We start from the raw sequence: 18401 nt of genomic DNA, 5'->3' as shown, positions 1-18401 counted from the left end.
CGGTTAAGGCAAATCGATCAGCATAAACCGCGCGTTCTCTTGCGCTGTAATCGTAAGCTCGGATACCTCCGTAATGCGGGCGGAATCACGGCGATTCAAGCGGTGCTCATCCGACAGCAGAACTTCCCCTTCAAGAACAAATACATAGATCCGTCTGGATGCTGGTTGATGAGTGCGCAGCGTTTGCCCTGCCTCAATATCCGATAAATAGATCGTCAGATCCTGGTTAATATGAGCGATACCCGGGCCGGATTGCTTGGATACAACCGGAAGCAGCGCGCCCCGCATCTTCGCAGGTTCATATTGTGAGGTTTCGTAAGACGGCGGCAATCCTTTGCGTTCGGGTGTGAACCATAATTGCAGCAGCTTTACCTCTTCATCTCCCGGGTTCACCTCGGAGTGAATAATGCCTGTTCCCGCACTCATTCGTTGGATGCCGCCAAATCCAGTGACCGCGACATGCCCTGTGCTGTCTTCATGCTTCAACTGGCCGCTAAGCACGATGGTAACGATCTCCATCTCACGATGGGGATGTCCCCCAAAGCCGCGGTTGCCTGCTACAATGTCATCATTGAATACCCGGAGGGCTCCAAAGTTCTTATTCTCCGGATCATAATGCTCCCCGAACGGAAAGCTTAACCGGCTGTTCAACCACCCCAGATCGGTATGAAATCGGGATTCAGACGAATAAATCTTAATCATAAGACAACCTCCCTCTCCCTGATAATTACTCCGCCATTGTACGCCGCGGCATGCTGTCATGCAGCCACTGCCAAGCGCGGCCCAGTGTCCGTTCCATATTCGAAACCTGCTCGGTATCGACAAAGGGATGGTCATGGCGCAAATAATCCGCGTGTCCGCCTACTAGCGTTAAGCCTTCAACATGTCCAGGCGCATACTTGCGGTTGTTCCAGCTTGGCAGCTTGAACCGCGATGCCGTCCAGCCTCCCCAACTGCCAAGTCTTGTAATCGGATCGATGAATTTGCCGTTTACATCAACCAAATGAATATAATAGACATGGCGGCGATAATCCGGATGAATGGGAACCTTAGGCGAACCGATCTGTATGATGCGGTACTCGCCCAGCTTTCTTTCCTTGGAAAGGATCCGGATCGCCTGATAGGCTGCCGCGCCGCCACCGCTATGTCCAATCAGAATGAGCGGCTCGCCTTCATAAGTATCCCGGATCTGCTGCGCTACATATCTGCCGCCGACACAAAACCCGGTAAACCGCTGCGTTAAATCCCCCGCTACCTCTCCAACCTGCGCGTATACGCTGCGGCTGTTATCCCCATAAGGAAACAGGACGCGTACACGTGACTTCCACCCTGATTGACGGCTGAGCTGCTCCACCGTTTCACAGCATTTATGAAAGAAATGCGGGGCAGTCGCCACGCCTGCCAGCAAGTAAATGCTTACCGTCTCGTTTGTTTGGGCTGTCTGGCTTTCCATCCTCATCCGCTCCGTTTCTGCATGTTGATCTGGTTTGTATGAGGGTTAGTATGCGGCAGGATTCCACATATTCATGCATTTACCGTAGCGGTCAGCAATTTGAAACGCCTAGTATAACTTTTCCAATCACTTACCTTATTATAGTATATTAACGTTTGAAAATAAAATGAATATCGTTACTCACACACAATGATTTGGCGGGCAAAGGAGCTTTTGTGGACAATACAACGATCTTGAATCATCCACCCTGATGATTGTATGAAACGATCAATCGGTTCCACCGTCACAAAAACTGCCCGCTGAGCGATTTTTCTTGCCTGCTGCAGCATCCGGATAAGCTCGTCGTTTGTTATTATCGAGCATACATTATAAGGAAAATCGACGATAACGACGTCAAAATCTCCATTTAACTCACCTAGATCAGCTACTCGGACCACATCCGGGTATCCGTAATACGTCAGGTTTGCCCGGGCACCCCGCACGGCAAGCGGATTGATGTCATAGCCTATGATATTTATGTTCATGGACAGCGCCTCAAGCAGCACTGTCCCGATGCCGCAGCACGGGTCGACCGCTTTTATGCCTTCCGGCTGCGGTACAGCGATATTCGCTACCGTACGGGCGACTTTGTCGCTAAGCGCGGTTGAATAGCGCTGCGGTTTATCGTGATGCCGCTGCCAGCCCGTCTCAATCTGCATAAGCTCTCCAAACAGCCAGCGGCCTTCTACCGAGGCAACGCCGAATAGCTGGTCAGGGTGCCTCATATCCGCTATACCGCGGATTTTCGCGCCGATCCGCCGTTCTATACTGCGCTGTTCCCCGTATGTTACCTCACGATTTGTTTTGAGACAGACAACCTTGAACGTTCCCTGAAGCGGCTGGAATCCATCCATTAGCACATCCATCTCATCAAGACTCGCGGCTTCTTTAGTTACTAACAGCCTTTGTTTGATGAAAGGGCTCCTGTCCGGCTCGATTCGCCTGGAGCTCTCAAAACACCGGTCGTTTCTCCAGATGATGTCCCCGAACAATGTACGAAGCTCCAGCTTGCACAGATCCTCTTCATCCTCATGGCAGATATAGGTATACAGATAATGATTCCGTTGCACTTTCCCGCTTAGCGGTGCCATAACAAAACTCCTGCTTTCCGAATTTAAAAAAGACGTCAACAATCGACGTCTTCTGTACTATCTATGCCGTTTATTATTCTGCTGGAGGCGTAAATTTACGCTGTGCAAATTCGCTATCGAGCATAAAGAATGCATTGCTGTCCTTATCGATCCGCTTCAGCTTCTGAATGATCGAATCGAACATCGCCTCTTCCTCCACCTGCTCATCGATAAACCATTTCAAGAATTGGATCGTTGCGTGCTCACGGTCATTCATTGCCAAATCGGACAAATGATAAAACCGCTTCGTGACCTCAATCTCGTGTTTGTAACCATCCTCGAACACCTCAAGAACGGAATGATAATCGTTGTTCGGCGTATCCATTCCATAAATCGTGGCACGTTTGCCGCGATTATTGAGAAATTGATAAATTTTCATCGCATGAAACTTTTCTTCCTCCGCCTGGACGATGAAGAAGTTTGCGAATCCATCCAAGCTTTCGCTAGAAAGATAAGCAGCCATGGATAAATAAACTTGCGAAGAGTAGAATTCAAAATTCATTTGATCATTTAATGCCTTATGCAGTGCATCGTTCATCATGCGCCAGTCACCCTTTCTAATCAGGTTAGTCCATTATCTTCTATCATATATTATTAATAAGGCAACAGCAACAATCCGAAACGCTTGAATGACTGACTGCAGCTTTAATAATACCGTTTATCCGATTTCTTTGCGCAGCGCCTTTAAGAGCTTTTTCGCCGTAGGCTCGCACACAATCTTTTTCTTCCCGATCATGACAAAGCATTGCTTGGTGCACAGCTTGCAGCTTCCAAGGCAGTCCTGTTTCTTATGCTTCAATTCCGGGAACGCTTCTTTCATCGCTTTGTATACCGGCTTGGTTCCAAACTTAAGGTTTCTGCAGCAGTACTTGATTTTCTTCATCGCTGTTGTCCCCCCGCTTTATCCGTTCTTGCTTCTCTTTGTATGATAATGGTTCTCATTATCATTTGTCAATGCTATTTTTCGATGCTATTTTTCGATGCTATTTTTCGATGCTATTTTTCGATGCGATAAATAACAGTTGCAAAAACTAATGTGATTAGTTATATTAAAACTAATACAATTAGTTTTCGAAGGAGAAGAGATTGACTATGCGAATAACACGCGAAAATAAAGTTTATCAGCTCTCTTTTTTACCCCGATTCTTTCCTGTTAACTGCTACTTTATTGAAGAGCATAATGAGCTTACATTAATTGATGCCGCACTGCCCTACAGCGCGAAGGGCATTATCCAAGCAGCCGCACACATTGGAAAGCCGGTTACACGAATCGTGCTGACTCATGCGCATGGTGACCATGTCGGCGCACTAGACACGCTGAGAGAGATGCTGCCGGATGTAACGGTGTTTATCTCCAAGCGTGATGCCCGGCTGCTATCAGGCGACGTCACGCTTGATCCGGAAGAAGCTGGCACCCCGATACGAGGCGGCGTACCGAAGAATATCCAGACGATTCCGGATGTGCTGCTGCAGGATGGCGACCGTGTCGGTTCGCTGCTTGCAGTCTCCGCGCCGGGACATACGCCGGGATCCATGGCTTTTCTTGATACTCGCAGCCGTGCCCTCCTTGCAGGCGATGCCTTCCAAACGCGCGGCGGCATAGCCGTATCCGGTCAACTGCGGCCTTTGTTCCCTTTCCCCGCAATGGCGACGTGGAATAAACAGGCTTCTCTTGACAGCGCCACCAAGCTGGCCGCACTGAAACCTTCACTGCTTGCTGTCGGACACGGACCAATGCTGAAACAGCCCTTGCCGATGATGGAGCATGCGATCGCGAAGGCAAAAGAGTAACAGAATAGCTAAAAGAGGCCATCTCTCCACTCGAGAAACAGCCCCTAAAGCAATCGTATTCTTAAGAACAGTTATTCGTTCGTAAAATGACGGATAAATGCAACTTGCTTTTGGAAATGCCCCCCGCTTGTGAAATGGCCGTTGAACGGATATATGTGCAGCTGTTTGGGCGCTTCCATGCGGTTGTATACTGCGAAGATCGTCTCCGGCATGCAAACCGGGTCCTTCAAGCTCGCCGTAACCATAACCGGCACTTTAAGCTTCCCAACCAGGTTGAGCATATCAAAGTAGCTTAAGGTACGCAGCACCTGCTCCAGCTTATCCGGAAACTTCGATACAAACGAAGCCGCTTCCGTTAAAGAGCCTTGAGCGTGCATGATGCCATAATCCATATGGCACATATTCGGGATATCCGCAATAACCTTGCTAGGTATATCGCTCAAAGCGCCAGTAATTAACGCCAAACCACCGCCCTGGCTGCCTCCCACGACATAAATTTCCTGTGCATTGATCTCCGGCTGCTGTGCCGCCCATTCGACCGCACGGATCGCATCGACCGTGATCGCCCGGTAATAGCTCTGATTCGGATCCAGCAGCCCTTGCGTGATCCAGCCGCCGCTCATCCCAAACGTCTGAGGAAGCGCATTTCCGGTCTCTCCGCCTTGGCCCCGGACATCGATTGCAAATACCGCATACCCCTGCAGCAGCCAGTGTGCATAAACTTCCGGGCTGCCTTTGCCCCCATGATAACCATGATAAAAGACGATACATGGCAATCCGTCCTGGCCGGCTTTGGCAAATTGCGGGAGCAGAAACCATCCGTGAATCGGCGTCTCGTCAAAACCCTGATATGTAACGTGATACTCCTCCGTGTAGGGCGATAAGCCCTGCTTGCGTTCCTTCCGATCCAACAGCGGACGCTGCTTCGCCTCGGCAAGGGTGCGTTCCCAGAACTGGCCCAAGTCCTCGGGAGAGGTTTGGGGTGCGGAATAGGCTTGTAATTCCATTACTCTTTTATCGATGAAGCTCAAGTGATCACGACCTCCCATTTAAGGCTGTTGAACCTTGGTCAGCAGCTCGGTTATGCGCTGCCGCAAGGAATGAATCTCCTCCAGTGAAATTCCCGATTGCCCGTAAAGCTTTGCAGGAATCTCCCTTGCCTTTTCCTTCATCTCGGTACCCTGCTTTGTAAGCGCGATGATGACGCTGCGTTCGTCCGCCTTATGACGCGAACGAGTGATCAGACCCATCGACTCCAGCTTCTTCAGAAGCGGCGTAAGCGTTCCGGAATCCAGATACAATCTGGCGCCAAGCTCCTTAACCGTGACTTGATCCTTCTCCCACAAGGCCAGCATCGTAACATATTGTGTATAGGTAAGGCCAATTTCCTTCAGCAGCGGGTGGTACAGCTTCGTCATTTCCCGGGAACAGGCATACACGGCAAAGCAAAGCTGATTCTCCAGCTTTAATGCCGCATCCCGCTCTTCATCCGAGACATTCCCATGTTCCATCCCTCTTACCTCCATTCTAACCTGCGGGCCATTTTAGATTGCATACAACCTAATCGGAGCCATTATAGCACCCTCATTAATAGGTGTCAAAACCGTTTAAAAGTTGACAACCACCTTTTAAATTTTATACAATTTAATTGCGATAAATTTATCGAGGAGGTTTTTATAATGTCTCTGTATGATATAAAAGTAAACACCATTCGCGGTGAGGCGCAGGACTTGTCCTCTTGGAAGGGCGATGTTCTGCTTATTGTCAATACAGCTACCAAGTGCGGTTTTGCACCCCAGTTCAAAGGGCTGCAAAAGCTATATGAAGAATATAAGGATCAAGGATTTGCCGTCCTCGGTTTCCCAAGCAATCAATTTGCAGGTCAAGAGCCAGGAGCTGAAGAAGAGATTGCTCAGACATGCGAACTAAATCACGGCGTGACCTTTCCGCTGTTTGCAAAAATCGATGTCAACGGCGCTAATGCCCATCCTCTTTTCCAGCACCTTGCCAAGGAAGCGCCCGGCCTTCTCGGCTCCAAATCGATCAAGTGGAATTTCACCAAGTTTCTTGTCGACCGCGATGGCCGTGTCCTGAAACGGTTCGCTCCCACTGACAAGCCCGAGCAGATTGAGCCGCACATCAAACAGCTTCTGCAGCAGTCTGCCGCCAAACGTTAGGTTTCACCGGGGATGGGCTTGAGCCCTCCGGCCGACCGATTCCATCCCCACATTTACGATGAAATAATATCTTTTACCCTCCCTACCTGGCCATCCTGCAGACGCACTTTAATGCCGTGAGGATGAGTAGGCGAGTTAGTCAAAATATCCTTCACGATCCCTCGTGTTAATTTTCCGCTTCGTTGATCCTGCTTCAATACGATATCTACCGTAATGCCCGGTCTGATCGATGCTCTGTTGTTTCCGTTCATAATAGGCTCCTTTTGCTTGTTTCTTTGTTTTTGGTTCGTTTCCCTCACTATGATAAAATGAATGGGAGACAAAGTAAAATTAAGGAGGAGATGATTATGGCCGGCCCTACAGGCGCAATCGTACAGCAATCCTTAAATGCGCTGCTGGAGGACACTTCCTTCCTGCCGAATTTGCAAGATACGGCACGCAAGCAAGCCTTCACATCGCTAGCTTCCATTCTTTCCACACCAAACAAGGTTCACAAATCATTTTTGCGAATCCCCCTTGATAATGGCAATGTCGTCCGTATTCCCGCCTTTCGTATTCAGCATAATGATACATTAGGACCATACAAAGGCGGCATCCGGTTCCACGAATCGGTCAATGAAGACGAGGTCACTAATCTTGCCGCATTGATGACGTTGAAAAATGCGCTGCACGAGGTTCCTTTCGGCGGAGGTAAGGGCGGGGTCGTCCTTAACCCGCGGGAATACTCCATGAAAGAGCTCTATTATATATGTAAAAAGTATGTGCAATACTTCAGTGATGTGATCGGACCCGACAAGGATATTCCGGCGCCGGACGTTGGCACAGGCGAACGGGAAATGGATTGGATGATGTCGGAGTATAAGAGTATTCATCCAGGCAAGCCATACCGCGGCAGCTTTACCGGCAAAAGCGTCATGAACGGCGGCTCGCTCGGGCGCAGAGAAGCGACGGGAAAAGGCGTCTACTTCACGTTCCGTTATATGATCTATGATTTCTTGAAGGCGCAGAGCAGTTGGCTTAACGGCAGCAGCAATCCCTTCGCGAAGACCGCCCTCGACCATACAAACCTGGCGTTAAAGCTTGCGGTCCAGGGATTCGGAAATGTGGGCTCGGTGGCCGCATTAGAGGCTTATCACTGCACTTCCTTGCAGAACAAGGTCGTTGCTGTTAGTGACCGCAACAAGACTTTATATAATCCCAATGGTTTGGATATCCCGGCACTTGCCGATTACACCTCCAAGTCCGGGGGCGACCTGCCGGCAACAGACGAGCAGCTTACCGAGTCTGGCATCAAAGCCGAGCTTCTGGACCGGGAAGAAGTGCTCTACCTGGACGTTGATGTATTGATCCTAGCCGCACTGGAGGACCAGATCCATCAAGATAATGTGGATCAGATTAAAGCGCGAATCATCGTCGAGGGCGCCAATGCTCCGGTAACCGGTGAAGCGGACCAAGTGTTAAATGATACAGGCGCCATTGTCATTCCCGATATTCTGGCGAATGCGGGCGGCGTGATCGTATCTTACTTTGAATGGCTTCAGGGAAGAGAGACGCAGTTCTATAGCGAAGCTCAAATTTTCGAAATGCTCTATAGCAAAATGAAAGGCACGATGAATGCCATTCTGCCGCAATATTTTGGCGATTCATTCCCGCTGCGCCACAACTGTTACACCCATGCGGTAATGAAACTGTCAACGAATCTGTATATTCAAGGGAAGCTCTATTAACGTCCAAATAGCGCCGCATCGGGTATGCGGCGCTCCTGACTATCGATAACTCGAATGATGAGCATTAGAGCCTTTTTGGGGCGGGGTATCCGATTCCGTGAAGGGAGGACCAGAAGGCCATCATGTACATTTGAAGAGGCTGTCCCAAAGGGATCTTCAATGAGAATATTGAAGCTTGATAGGTACCTCTAGAACGGTAGGTCTCCTATCTGTGGCGCCATTTATCGTCTTCGGTCAACTGCGGCCTTCTTCAGCAAATGATGGGCAAGCAAAAGCCACCCGACCTCTAAACTTACTTTTTGTAAGCCGCGATGTCATGTGAAAATAAAGTTTTAGACTGAGGGGCCCGATTTAACGCGGTTTTTTGAGTTTAAAAATCGCCAGACTTCGAAAATAAGTATTAGACTACCTATAAAAATGAAACAGTAGCGGACCAAGACTTGAAAAATAAAGTCTTAGACTGCCGCTGTCTTTGTTCAACTAACGTTCCCCGTTAGGAGTTTAACGTCGAAAAGGGTATTTGATCAAATATTCATTGATAATATTTGACGAACTACATCACTGTTTTAGAGGCTCTGTTAATCTAGTGTTGATTTCGTGTAATAGGAAAATACGCCCTTAGCTTCCCTGCTCGGCTTCCTCCGCTATGTTCATGAACCAGAACGTATTACCGGTTTCATCATCATCGCATCCGATTAGCTTGTAATGGGAGCCGGACTCCTTGTTCTCCTCGAGCTCAATACCCCGGCACACCGTGCTCGGACGACCTGCATCGCTGCCAAATCCGTCCCTCGAGTTGTCGTACGTATAGGCAATCACCTCAGCCCCATCATAGACCAGCTCATAGAGGATCGGGTCACCTTCATCAGTATACTGCGTAATACGCACCTGATTCGGCACACCCATATCGAGATTCGCCAAAAACAGCTGCCACTTGTCGAGATTGTACATCTTCCCGTGAACGTTCACCACATCGCCATTCGCAGCTGCTTGGTCAGCATCATAAGGGTCTGACACAGCGGGGAACGTTTTCGGCTTCGCTCGGGGTGTAACCGTCTCCCCTGGAGCAGGTGCAGTAGAAGGATTGATAGTATTGTCGCTAGGTCTGCCGGACTTCTCACTGCAGCCCGATAGCAGCATCAAGGCAGGCAGCTGCTAATGTTAACACCCATTTGATCATGAAAGATCACCTCACATTTAAGAACGTTGCCGCGAGTACGAATGTTTCACATGCGAGTAATATACATTAGCTCCATGACAGATCTTATAGTATTATTTGCATAAAACTACCCCTTACTTCAATAAAAACCAGGGAGCAGCTACCGATGCGATCTGCTCCCTGGTGATTCACTATCGTTCTCCGTTAATCTTAAAGAATCTTTTCCATATGTATACCAGCAATAAATTCCCCTGATGGCTTAACTCTTATAGAGATATCGAAAGGTCTAAACCCATGCTTTTTATAAAATAAAATTGCCCGTGTATTAGTGTTATGACAGACCAGTTTCAGTTTATTTACATTCATATTTTGTTTCGCAATTGATTCCATAGTTTCAATTAAAAATTGAGACACACCTTTTCCTCGATAATCCTGGGAAACAATGACATTGCCTAGCCAACAAGATTCGCCATCATGATCATAAAAATTAGCGTAGGACACAACTTCATTATTAAACAAAACAACAGTGGGTTCCAATCTACTTTTAACGGCTTCCTCAATTTGTTTTGGTGTTAACGGGTATGTCGCTTTAGGGAACATATAATATAATTCCTCTTCGCTTTTCGGAAAAGAGCAAATAGTTTCAAGATCATTTTTTTGTAAAGATCGATAGTTATACATATGTTCCTCCCCATTTAAGAATTAGAAAATCAGCCTAGATTACCTATAAAAAAAATCAAGACCCGCGGATCTTGCCAAATTTGCCCGTCTCACCCGATTCGCCGCGCGTGGAGTAATGCAAAAAAGCAGCCCATTCCCGCAAGGAACGAATTGCTTTTTTCTTTGATTGCTCGTGTTTTTGTAGTCTAATTCCGAAAATCCGGCTGCCGGTTAAACTAACGTTTCCCGTTTAGCTCAACCAATTAGCTAAAAATGTACAAGTCAAAGTCCACACCCGCATTTATCGTATGCACAAAGCTAATAAATCTCTGTTCTAAACACATAGCTGGTGTTTCATTATTTTCGATATTTATCACAATCATAAATGTGAACGAAACTTTATACTCATCTTTGATTCTAATTAATTCGCTCACCTTATTTTCCAATGTATCTAAGAGTAAATACAATTGGTCATTAATATCAGTGGACTCTTGGTAACCTGTACTAAGTTCCCAATCAGTTTCTTTTCTGTAAATGGTGGTGGTAATAATCACATTGTCATTCTTCGGTCTGACAATAACTTCGCCTTTCTTGTACGATCTGGTCGGTTCAATATTCAGTATTTGCGTAACTTTATCTAATGGAAAGTCGTCCCCAAAGATGCTGAAATACGCCATTACACTGGTCTTATCCATTCTCAACCACCCCAGTTTAACTTAGAAATCCCTTCAAGTCGATTGTATCACTGACTAAGCAAAACTGCCCAATAGCTTAATGCACGCGGCCAGTCTACAACTTTATTTTCATGGTCTAATACTTGATTTTCAGTCTAAAACTTTATTTTCAATGAACACGCGAAGCAGGAATCTTCTGATCTCGACCGCCGCCGGGATAAGCTTGAGTGAAGATCTTCATAGGTAGGCGATTGACGGCATCATTGATAACGCGGACGAGATGGTTTTCGGGGATATCTTCCTGCAAGTCCATGGGCAAAGTAAGCTGGTCCATGGTATATTCGATGTACAAAAGAAGCCTCTCCTTTGTTCATGTTTGGTCGTCCTTACATGTTAACAAGGAAAGGCTTCTTAGTTTTTAGAAAAGAAACGGTTACGCCTTAACGAAGCAGATCGAATGATTCTGGAGAAGCGTCAGCGGTCGCCTTTGTTCCCGGATTCCCACCTCGGCCTATTTATTCAAGGGAATCCGGGAACAACAGCGATCGGAAGAACATTCGACTGCGCAGTGAATGCGGTAAAACCAATACTTTTAAGAGAAAGGGGTTATCCCGTCGTCATCATCGATGACTGATGGGACAGCCCTCGCTTCGTAAGCATATGCTTATCGGACACCCTCACCCCTATTTGTCATTCCGAGCTTCCAAGGCGGCAGGCAGGTGCCTGCCGATCAGCTCCAGGCATACGATCAGATTGATCGACCACTGGGACGCCGTGTTGGTGGAGATCCAAGGAATTTCCCGGACCGGCCTGACATACTCCGCAATCGGTACCGGCTCGCTCTGCAGGGCCGTCCCGATGTGCCAATGGGACCGGTCGTTAAGCAGAATGTCCCATGCCTGCCGCGCGAGCTGTACATCGCCGGAATGGGCGGCCGAGTAGCCCATCATGGCTGTTGAGAGCATGGGAATGTTCCAATCCTTGCCGTTGATCGCTCCAGCGGTCCGTCGGCTTTTCTCTTCCGGAGAGAGGTTGTAGAACTCACCAAACTCCGCAAGCATGCCGCTCCACTCCGGATCATTCAGCAGCATCGCCATCTCCGTCCATACTTGAGCGCCGCCCATACAGATGATGAGGTGATGCCCGTAATTCTCATGCCCCATATGCTCAAGAATCCCTGTTTTCGGATCATAGCCGAATACAGGTCCTGTCAGCAGCCGGTAAGGCATTTGCTTCAGGCATTCAATGCCCCTCAGCATTTTATCGCGGTAAGCCGTATCCTCATAGCGTTCCCACTGCAGCAGCCAATTCGAGCAGAAGGCCGACCAATCGGGACCGCTGCGCGTATGGGTCGGGAACTCATCCTTCGGATAATAGGCCCGCATCGGATCGAGATTTAGCGTCGTAAAGTCCGAGTCCTTGACTTCGTCCATAATGTCGCCGATCCTCTCATCCGTCGTCAAGTAAAAGTAGAACTTATGCAGCCCGGCCATGCCGATCCGCGCCTCCTTGCACCCGCAGCCCCAATGCAGCACATTGTGTCTGGAACCGAGTCCCGCATACTCGCCGATATGATAGACATCGGTTTCACTCGTATGCCTTGCCATCGCTTCAGCCAGCCGGAAGATATCCTCCCGGCCTGTGCGCAGGAAGGAATACCAGAGCCATATATTGGGCGCCAGCTCGGTATTCTGCCAGGCGCAGCCGCCGATATCGTATCGCCACGTATGGCGCACCGGATCGTAGCTGTGCATCACATCGCCGTAATCCCAAAAGCCATACCAGCCGCGCTGCTCAATCTCTTCCTGATAAAATGCAATGATGCTGCCCAGCGTGTCCTCAAGCTGGGCCTTCAGCGGCGTGCTGCGGTCCGGCAGGCTCCACACGCCGAGCGTCCGGGAAGCATGATAGTGCTCCGGCTCGCAAATGAGCAGCGGCGGCGACTCCTTTAGCTCCGTCATCGCGTCCAGTTCGGAAGCACCCGGCGTGCTACCGCAGCACCAAATGACGCATTCGCTCGTGTTGCCAACCCCGTAAGGCGTACTGCGCAGCTCATCCGCACCCTCATATGCAGAGGCCACATGTGTCTGCGTATCATAATGCCGAAGATCCATCGCCCCGGCATCCGGAGACCAGAACCAGGCTGTCATCCTCGCTTCGTCCGTGGCCGTATCATCAACCTCCAGTGCGGTGGGCGATTTTTGCCAGAAGCTGCGCACGCCAACCGCCAGGCCGCCCCCCTCTCCGCCCGCATACAGCAGTCCGCGGGCACGCCTGCCTACCGCCGAGCGGATCCAGCTGCAGCCCTCCTGCGTACGCTTTGTGATCGTATAGGAGTCCGCCGATAACTGGACCTGCTTGAAGCCGTTCCATACGGCGGAATCGTTCAGCAGCTTAAGGAACGCTTCATCCTCTTGATCATCAAACTCAATTATCTCGCCGTTCATTTGTCTCCGGTAATATTCAGCCACCCTGTCGGATAACCGCATGGTCATCAAGCCTTTTGGAGATTCGCTGAACCATCCCGTATCGCCCGCTAACCTCACATGCCGATTATAAAGCGGTCCCCTCATCGGAACGCCAAAGGAGATGCCAAGTCCTTTGATGAAATCCTGCTGCGGGTTGCCGTCATACAGAAACGTGTGCATGACCCGAATCGAAGCCTGGCCGGCGAAAAAATACAATCGGAGTGTAAAGGGCAGCCACTGCCTCCCGCCACCGTGTATCTCATGCCGACCGGTCATCTTGATCACGGTGCGCAAGGGACCTCGCTGCTCCACCTTGGCAGTGAGAATGACACTGTGAAACGTCTCTTCCCTGACGGTTTTCTGGCCAGATATGACGGAAGCAGCTTCACGGATCGCAACCAGCCTGCCGTCTGAGCAGATGCGGCTGCCGCCACGGACAATCTCCCGGATCAACGAATTTCCGCTGCGGTTCAACCGGCAGATAATAACGCCGGTATCCACCTCGATCCCGTTCTCTGTTTCTGTGACAAAGATCGGCTGGTCAACGGATGACGGGGTTCCTTTCGTTATCTTATAATCGCCTGCCGAAGACGCTGGCAATACGGCGGCGTGAGCTGTCCATTTCACACTGCCATCCGGCCAATATGCCGCTGACCAGCTCTGTACCGGAACGCTTACTCCATCTGGCCCAAGCAGTGCAAGCTGTTCCTCCCGCTGCAGCGTCCCTGCCGCCCATGGGATGCCCCAAGTGCTGCTCACTGTTCCAGCTGGAGGCTCGCCGAGCCACCCTAATTTTACATGTTGTCCTTCGCCCATAAGTTATCTTCTCCTCACTTTGTAGATCTCCAGATCAGAGTATTCCGCGACCAGCGGCGCCATCTGCCGGAAGCCGATTTTTCCCGCTCCAAGAACAGGACCATAAGAAACAGCATCATCGGTAAAGTGAAATATAGGTATGTCTTCAATTGAAAATACAATGTCCGCGCCGCATTTAAGCACTTCCATGCGGTAGGGCGGGTCGCAATCGACCACGTGAGGGATCGGGTCAGCGCCCTGCGCCACCAAGTGGAAGCCGTAGCTTTTGCGCAGGTTCGCCGTTTGCAGCCTCCGCTCAGACGGGTAGCTCTTGCGGAAATACGAGACATGATAAGCGTTGATGTCGCCATGATGATATTGGTCGTAGATCCCGTTTCGCTCCTGCAGCGAGGGATCGAGCACATCCTGTCCGTTTCGCCCTGCCCCGCAGAAGAACATAATGGCCAACCCGGGCTGGCCAATCGGCCAGAAGCGCCAGCGGATCGCAATGTCGTCCGGGAATGTCTGCGGGCACCAATACACGACATTTGCAGCCTGGCCCTCTTCCGGACTGCGCGTGCTTTCCAGGCGCATCCTGCCCGTCGGGAAGGTAACGCTCCCGTCCCCTTCCATCACAAAGCCATCGATGTCTTTCGGACTGGCCAGAGCGTTCGTATAGAGCAGCTCCTCATCCTCCACCTTCAGCCGCAAGCGTCTCCCTCCTTTTTTCTTTGTTATGTGTGGCTTCATTTCATCCAATCAATGCTGTTTTTCCACCAGCCCTGCTGTTTTCCCGCCAGCCTGCAGCTTTCTCTGCAGCTTTAACACCTCGATGCCAGCCAGCATCACGATTCCGATTCCATGGGTATCATTCAAATTCCAGGTCAGTTCATCCTTATAGTAAAGCGGGGAGAAGGCATACCCGGAGCCTCTGCACACGCCATAAATATTGCCGCTGCGATCAATGGATACTTTGGCAAGACCTTCCCATCCCTTCAAAACCGCTTGAATATAGGGGTCTTGATCCTTCAGCCAGCCGTATCGCAGCCCTCTCGCATAAGCATACAGAAACATCGACGTGCAGGACGTCTCCTCGTACGATTCCGGTACATTCAATACCTGATGCCATAGCCCATTCTCACCTTGCAGCTTTAAGTATCCCTCGCACAGCTCATTGAAGAACGACATCAGCTCAGACCGCCGATGGTGATCCTCAGGAAGCACAGCGAGCAGCTCGGTCAGCGAAAATAACACCCATCCATTGCCGCGTCCCCACGGCACACTGGTCGGTTTGTTGAATTTAAAATCATACACATGCGACATGATCTTCTCCTGCGGCATAAACAAATAGTTCTTGTACAGCAAAAATTGCAGCGCCGCGTCATCCACATAAGCCGGATTGCCTGTCAGCTTGTAATACCGGCTCAGGAATGGGGTGCTCATATATAAGTCATCACACCACATCGTCTGCTGCATGAAATCTGTGCTGCCATGCACCCGGTATAACGCTCCATCCTCGAGCCGGTCCTGCTCATGGCTGATATATTCCGCGATCCGGTCTGCGACGGCACGGCCGCCCTCCAGCTCTCGCTGTTCCATCGCATAAAGCATCGTTGCGGCAAAAGAGCCGCAATCATCCAAGCTATCGATTGCCGATAGCTGATGGTTAACGCCGGCTGCGCCATAGGCCGCTTTATCCCATAATGCATAGCCGTCATAGGCCGTGCACTGTTCAATATGGCTCAGCGCATAATCGACATAATCGCTTCGTCCCAGCTCTCTTCCTGTCTTAAGCAGGCCATAGAGTGTGACGCCAAGCGGATAGTTCCATCTGCCGAAATTCGTTGCCTCCGCAAACGGTCTCACCACGGTATTGGGCTGATCGACCCTCCAATACCGGCCGCCTTCTCCTTCCGCCGTTTTGAACAGGGTATCCATTGCAGGGATATCGTGAAGATCCGGTTCATCCCCCGGTTCGAAGACACCTAAATACAACCACTGATCATCCGAGCCTAATACTTCGTGAGGGCTCTTCAGTTGAAAGCCTGCGGCTGGCGGCTGGAAGCTTATCCCCCAGCTTTCATCCGCGCATACCGAGCGTACAAGCAGATCATGATTGCCGAAGGTGACGGGAAGGGAAATCCGGAACCTGCCCGATGTCTCCGGGGATTCATAGACCGGCATTCCGTCTAGGCAGATCGTGATTGGGCCTTGATGATCGCCCTCCAGCTCGATCAGCCGCTCGCCAGGGAACGCACTGGTCAGCTTCGTCCACGCCCAAGCGGACTTGCCTTTCTGGTTGCCGAATAATCGGGCAAATACGCCCGCAGCACGCTCATTATCCGTCCAAGCCCGGTTTGGCAGCCACTCCAGACCGGTATCCGCCTCGGACATGTCCGGACCTGGCAGCTCAACCAGCTCCTGATCCAGCCCTTCCGTGAAGATCCAGCCTTCTTGGCCTTCGCGCTCGGTGGACGGTACGATAAAATGAAGCGGCAGCCCTTTGATTGAGCCCGTGCCAAAACACGCACCACAGCCGGTTCCAGTCTTCTCGAACTGCAGCACAAAATGATTCCAGCCCTGCTGAAGTTTAATGCGAAACCAGCTTCGGCGGTCTGGAAAGACATCCTCCTGAATATTCGATTTGAATGCCTGCCGGCCATTCACGTGAAGCCGGGTCGGTCCAAAGCAGCTGACGCTGAACGCCCACTCCGACTCCTGCTCGCACCAGCATTTTGCCCACGCATACACAAACTGGCCTAAACGCAGGCCAGGCAGCTTAACATCCATATTCAATTCATAACGGTAATCCCCGCTCCGTTTAAATCCGTTTAAAGAGGATGCCCGATAGACAAAAGGATGCTTCGGGTGGCTGCCGATATAACGATCGGCAATCAACCGAAGCGTCTCTTCGATATTCCCTTGATAAACCGCATAGCTGCTGTGTGAAGGCGGGTGGATATAGCTCATCGTGGGTCACCTTCCAATCGCTTATATTCTCCGCCAGGATATAATGTGGAGCTGTACAGCCGCTTGGGCTGCTGCAGCGTGATACCCGGCCGGAGTGTTTTAAGACCACTCTCTCTGCTTCCGAATATGGATACAGTCTGCTGATTGTAGATCAATACTTGTTCTCTTCCTTCTCCCGTCAAATCGGCATGGGCCGCATATCCGTCTACCGGAAATGTCACGACCGCATTCATATGGCCGTCATAGAGCGTCGGGTTCACACCGCCGCCGCGGCGGTACGCCAAAATATAATCAAGCGGTCCTTCGTCCCAGCTGCGCACCGTCTCGATAATTGTAAGCCAGCCGTCTGTCTTCCTGTCTTCCTTCCATAACTCTTTACCGGCCGCATCGAGCAGGAACAGCCCATCCTTGCCGCGCTTCTTTACCGCCCCGCCCATATCCTCGCGGACAATACGGTCCAGTCCGGCAACCTGCAGGCCCGGCAGATCATCCCTGAATTTGCCGAGCGCCACATGCTGCGACTCAATCGAGCCGTCATAGCGCCAAAGCTCTTTGCCTTCAGGATCATACATGACCGTCACGCTGCCGCCGATGATGATCTGATCTCCGCTGCCATCCACATTGCCAACCCATATACAGTCCGCATGGTCATCCAGGTCCTGACATGACCAGAGCAATGTGCCGTCATGGTCGAGCAAGTCATACCCCGCCATGACCTCGTCACGTCCATCGCCATCGAAATCATAAACCCAAGGATAGTGGCCCGGGTTGCCGCTGAATGTCCATAACAGCCCAAAATCACGGTCAACGGCCCACAGGTTTCTGTACCGGTCCTTCAAAATGATGTCCTGCGGAAAGTCATTGCCGCTCAAGTTCGCGATAATAATGCAATCATGCGCCTCCTCGGCAGGCAGCTCAAACGAGCGTTTCTCCTTGCCGGTCTGACCGTCCAGGACGAGAAACCGTTTATTCATCACGCACAATATTTCGTTGTATCCGTCCCCGTCGATATCATAGATTTGAGCCGGGTAATCCGAGCCGGGCCCTCCTGCATTCGAATCGGGAGTGCCGGCCTGCCACAGCTTATTGCCGTCCAGATCAAAGGCCGTCAAACACTGGACCTGATGCGGAACATAACGGTCGTCGATTCCCCCGTCAGGCTGCACCATGACGATTTCCATCCGTCCGTCCCCGTTGATGTCGCCCAGCAGCATCTTACAGCGCAGCCCGGCCTCTTCAATGTTGATGGTTCCCAGCAAGTGCGGCTCCTGCCGCAGCATCCGCATTAGCCATTCCTCCCTCCTTCTTCCTTCTAGCCTGATTAGAATAGCGACTTTCTTTGATCCCTTTAATGATGA

18 protein-coding genes and 1 pseudogene are annotated in these 18401 nt (G+C 50.5%); 3 read left to right on the top strand and 16 right to left on the bottom strand.

Features of this window, described 5'->3' with window-relative positions:
* Positions 1–3 precede the first annotated feature (3 nt).
* The 5 genes from IEW11_RS05455 to IEW11_RS05435 form a co-directional block, all read right to left on the bottom strand.
* Positions 4–702 (bottom strand): pirin family protein, encoded by a 699-nt coding sequence (locus IEW11_RS05455; protein WP_188529766.1) that lies wholly within the window; start codon positions 700–702, stop codon positions 4–6.
* Positions 703–727: 25 nt separating this feature from the next.
* Positions 728–1453 (bottom strand): alpha/beta hydrolase family protein, encoded by a 726-nt coding sequence (locus tag IEW11_RS05450; RefSeq protein WP_188529764.1) that lies wholly within the window; start codon positions 1451–1453, stop codon positions 728–730.
* 176 nt (positions 1454–1629) lie between these two features.
* Positions 1630–2583, bottom strand: coding sequence for a TRM11 family SAM-dependent methyltransferase (locus IEW11_RS05445; RefSeq protein WP_188529762.1), 954 nt, complete (start codon positions 2581–2583; stop codon positions 1630–1632).
* 73 nt (positions 2584–2656) lie between these two features.
* Entirely contained in the window at positions 2657–3160 is a 504-nt protein-coding gene (locus tag IEW11_RS05440; RefSeq protein WP_308422705.1) for a ferritin, read from the bottom strand.
* A 120-nt stretch (positions 3161–3280) separates the two neighbouring features.
* The gene (locus IEW11_RS05435; RefSeq protein WP_188529758.1) at positions 3281–3505 is read right to left on the bottom strand and encodes a DUF1450 domain-containing protein; all 225 of its coding nucleotides are present in this window, start codon (positions 3503–3505) and stop codon (positions 3281–3283) included.
* A gap of 209 nt (positions 3506–3714) precedes the next feature.
* Here IEW11_RS05435 and IEW11_RS05430 point away from each other — a divergent pair, with 209 nt between their 5' ends.
* Complete coding sequence (locus IEW11_RS05430; protein ID WP_188529756.1) at positions 3715–4413, top strand: MBL fold metallo-hydrolase; 699 nt, start codon at positions 3715–3717, stop codon at positions 4411–4413.
* Positions 4414–4484: 71 nt separating this feature from the next.
* Here the strand turns inward: IEW11_RS05430 and IEW11_RS05425 are convergent, their stop codons facing one another.
* Together IEW11_RS05425 and IEW11_RS05420 are read right to left on the bottom strand one after the other, a co-directional pair.
* Entirely contained in the window at positions 4485–5444 is a 960-nt protein-coding gene (locus IEW11_RS05425; RefSeq protein WP_188529754.1) for an acetylxylan esterase, read from the bottom strand.
* A gap of 18 nt (positions 5445–5462) precedes the next feature.
* Entirely contained in the window at positions 5463–5924 is a 462-nt protein-coding gene (locus IEW11_RS05420) for a MarR family winged helix-turn-helix transcriptional regulator (protein WP_188529752.1), read from the bottom strand.
* 168 nt (positions 5925–6092) lie between these two features.
* Between IEW11_RS05420 and IEW11_RS05415 the strand changes: the two genes are divergently transcribed.
* Positions 6093–6590, top strand: coding sequence for a glutathione peroxidase (locus IEW11_RS05415; RefSeq protein WP_188529750.1), 498 nt, complete (start codon positions 6093–6095; stop codon positions 6588–6590).
* A gap of 53 nt (positions 6591–6643) precedes the next feature.
* Here the strand turns inward: IEW11_RS05415 and IEW11_RS05410 are convergent, their stop codons facing one another.
* Complete coding sequence (locus IEW11_RS05410) at positions 6644–6841, bottom strand: YwbE family protein (protein WP_188529748.1); 198 nt, start codon at positions 6839–6841, stop codon at positions 6644–6646.
* A gap of 96 nt (positions 6842–6937) precedes the next feature.
* Here IEW11_RS05410 and IEW11_RS05405 point away from each other — a divergent pair, with 96 nt between their 5' ends.
* On the top strand, positions 6938–8317 hold the full coding sequence (locus IEW11_RS05405; protein ID WP_188529746.1) for a Glu/Leu/Phe/Val family dehydrogenase: 1380 nt from the start codon (positions 6938–6940) through the stop codon (positions 8315–8317).
* 618 nt (positions 8318–8935) lie between these two features.
* Here the strand turns inward: IEW11_RS05405 and IEW11_RS05400 are convergent.
* The 8 genes and pseudogenes from IEW11_RS05400 to IEW11_RS05365 form a co-directional block, all read right to left on the bottom strand.
* Positions 8936–9457 (bottom strand): DUF4362 domain-containing protein, encoded by a 522-nt coding sequence (locus tag IEW11_RS05400; RefSeq protein ID WP_229724986.1) that lies wholly within the window; start codon positions 9455–9457, stop codon positions 8936–8938.
* A 229-nt stretch (positions 9458–9686) separates the two neighbouring features.
* Positions 9687–10157 (bottom strand): GNAT family N-acetyltransferase, encoded by a 471-nt coding sequence (locus tag IEW11_RS05395; RefSeq protein ID WP_188529744.1) that lies wholly within the window; start codon positions 10155–10157, stop codon positions 9687–9689.
* 242 nt (positions 10158–10399) lie between these two features.
* Positions 10400–10813, bottom strand: a complete 414-nt coding sequence (locus IEW11_RS05390) for a DUF4279 domain-containing protein (RefSeq protein ID WP_188530208.1) — start codon at positions 10811–10813, stop codon at positions 10400–10402.
* Between the two features lie 184 nt (positions 10814–10997).
* Positions 10998–11162 (bottom strand): annotated as a pseudogene (locus tag IEW11_RS05385) (IS1182 family transposase); the annotation flags it as partial.
* Between the two features lie 331 nt (positions 11163–11493).
* Positions 11494–14094, bottom strand: coding sequence for an exo-rhamnogalacturonan lyase family protein (locus tag IEW11_RS05380; protein ID WP_188529743.1), 2601 nt, complete (start codon positions 14092–14094; stop codon positions 11494–11496).
* 3 nt (positions 14095–14097) lie between these two features.
* Positions 14098–14784 (bottom strand): DUF1961 family protein, encoded by a 687-nt coding sequence (locus IEW11_RS05375; RefSeq protein ID WP_229724966.1) that lies wholly within the window; start codon positions 14782–14784, stop codon positions 14098–14100.
* Between the two features lie 48 nt (positions 14785–14832).
* Complete coding sequence (locus IEW11_RS05370; RefSeq protein ID WP_188529741.1) at positions 14833–17043, bottom strand: glycoside hydrolase family 88/105 protein; 2211 nt, start codon at positions 17041–17043, stop codon at positions 14833–14835.
* Positions 17040–18329, bottom strand: coding sequence for an FG-GAP-like repeat-containing protein (locus IEW11_RS05365; RefSeq protein ID WP_229724965.1), 1290 nt, complete (start codon positions 18327–18329; stop codon positions 17040–17042). The genes IEW11_RS05370 and IEW11_RS05365 overlap by 4 nt, the downstream gene beginning before the upstream one ends.
* Positions 18330–18401 lie beyond the last annotated feature (72 nt).

The sequence above is a fragment of the Paenibacillus abyssi genome (genome assembly GCF_014640295.1).
Classification (GTDB): Bacteria; Bacillota; Bacilli; order Paenibacillales; family Paenibacillaceae; genus Paenibacillus_D; species Paenibacillus_D abyssi.
This window is presented reverse-complemented; position numbering and strand designations above follow the sequence as displayed.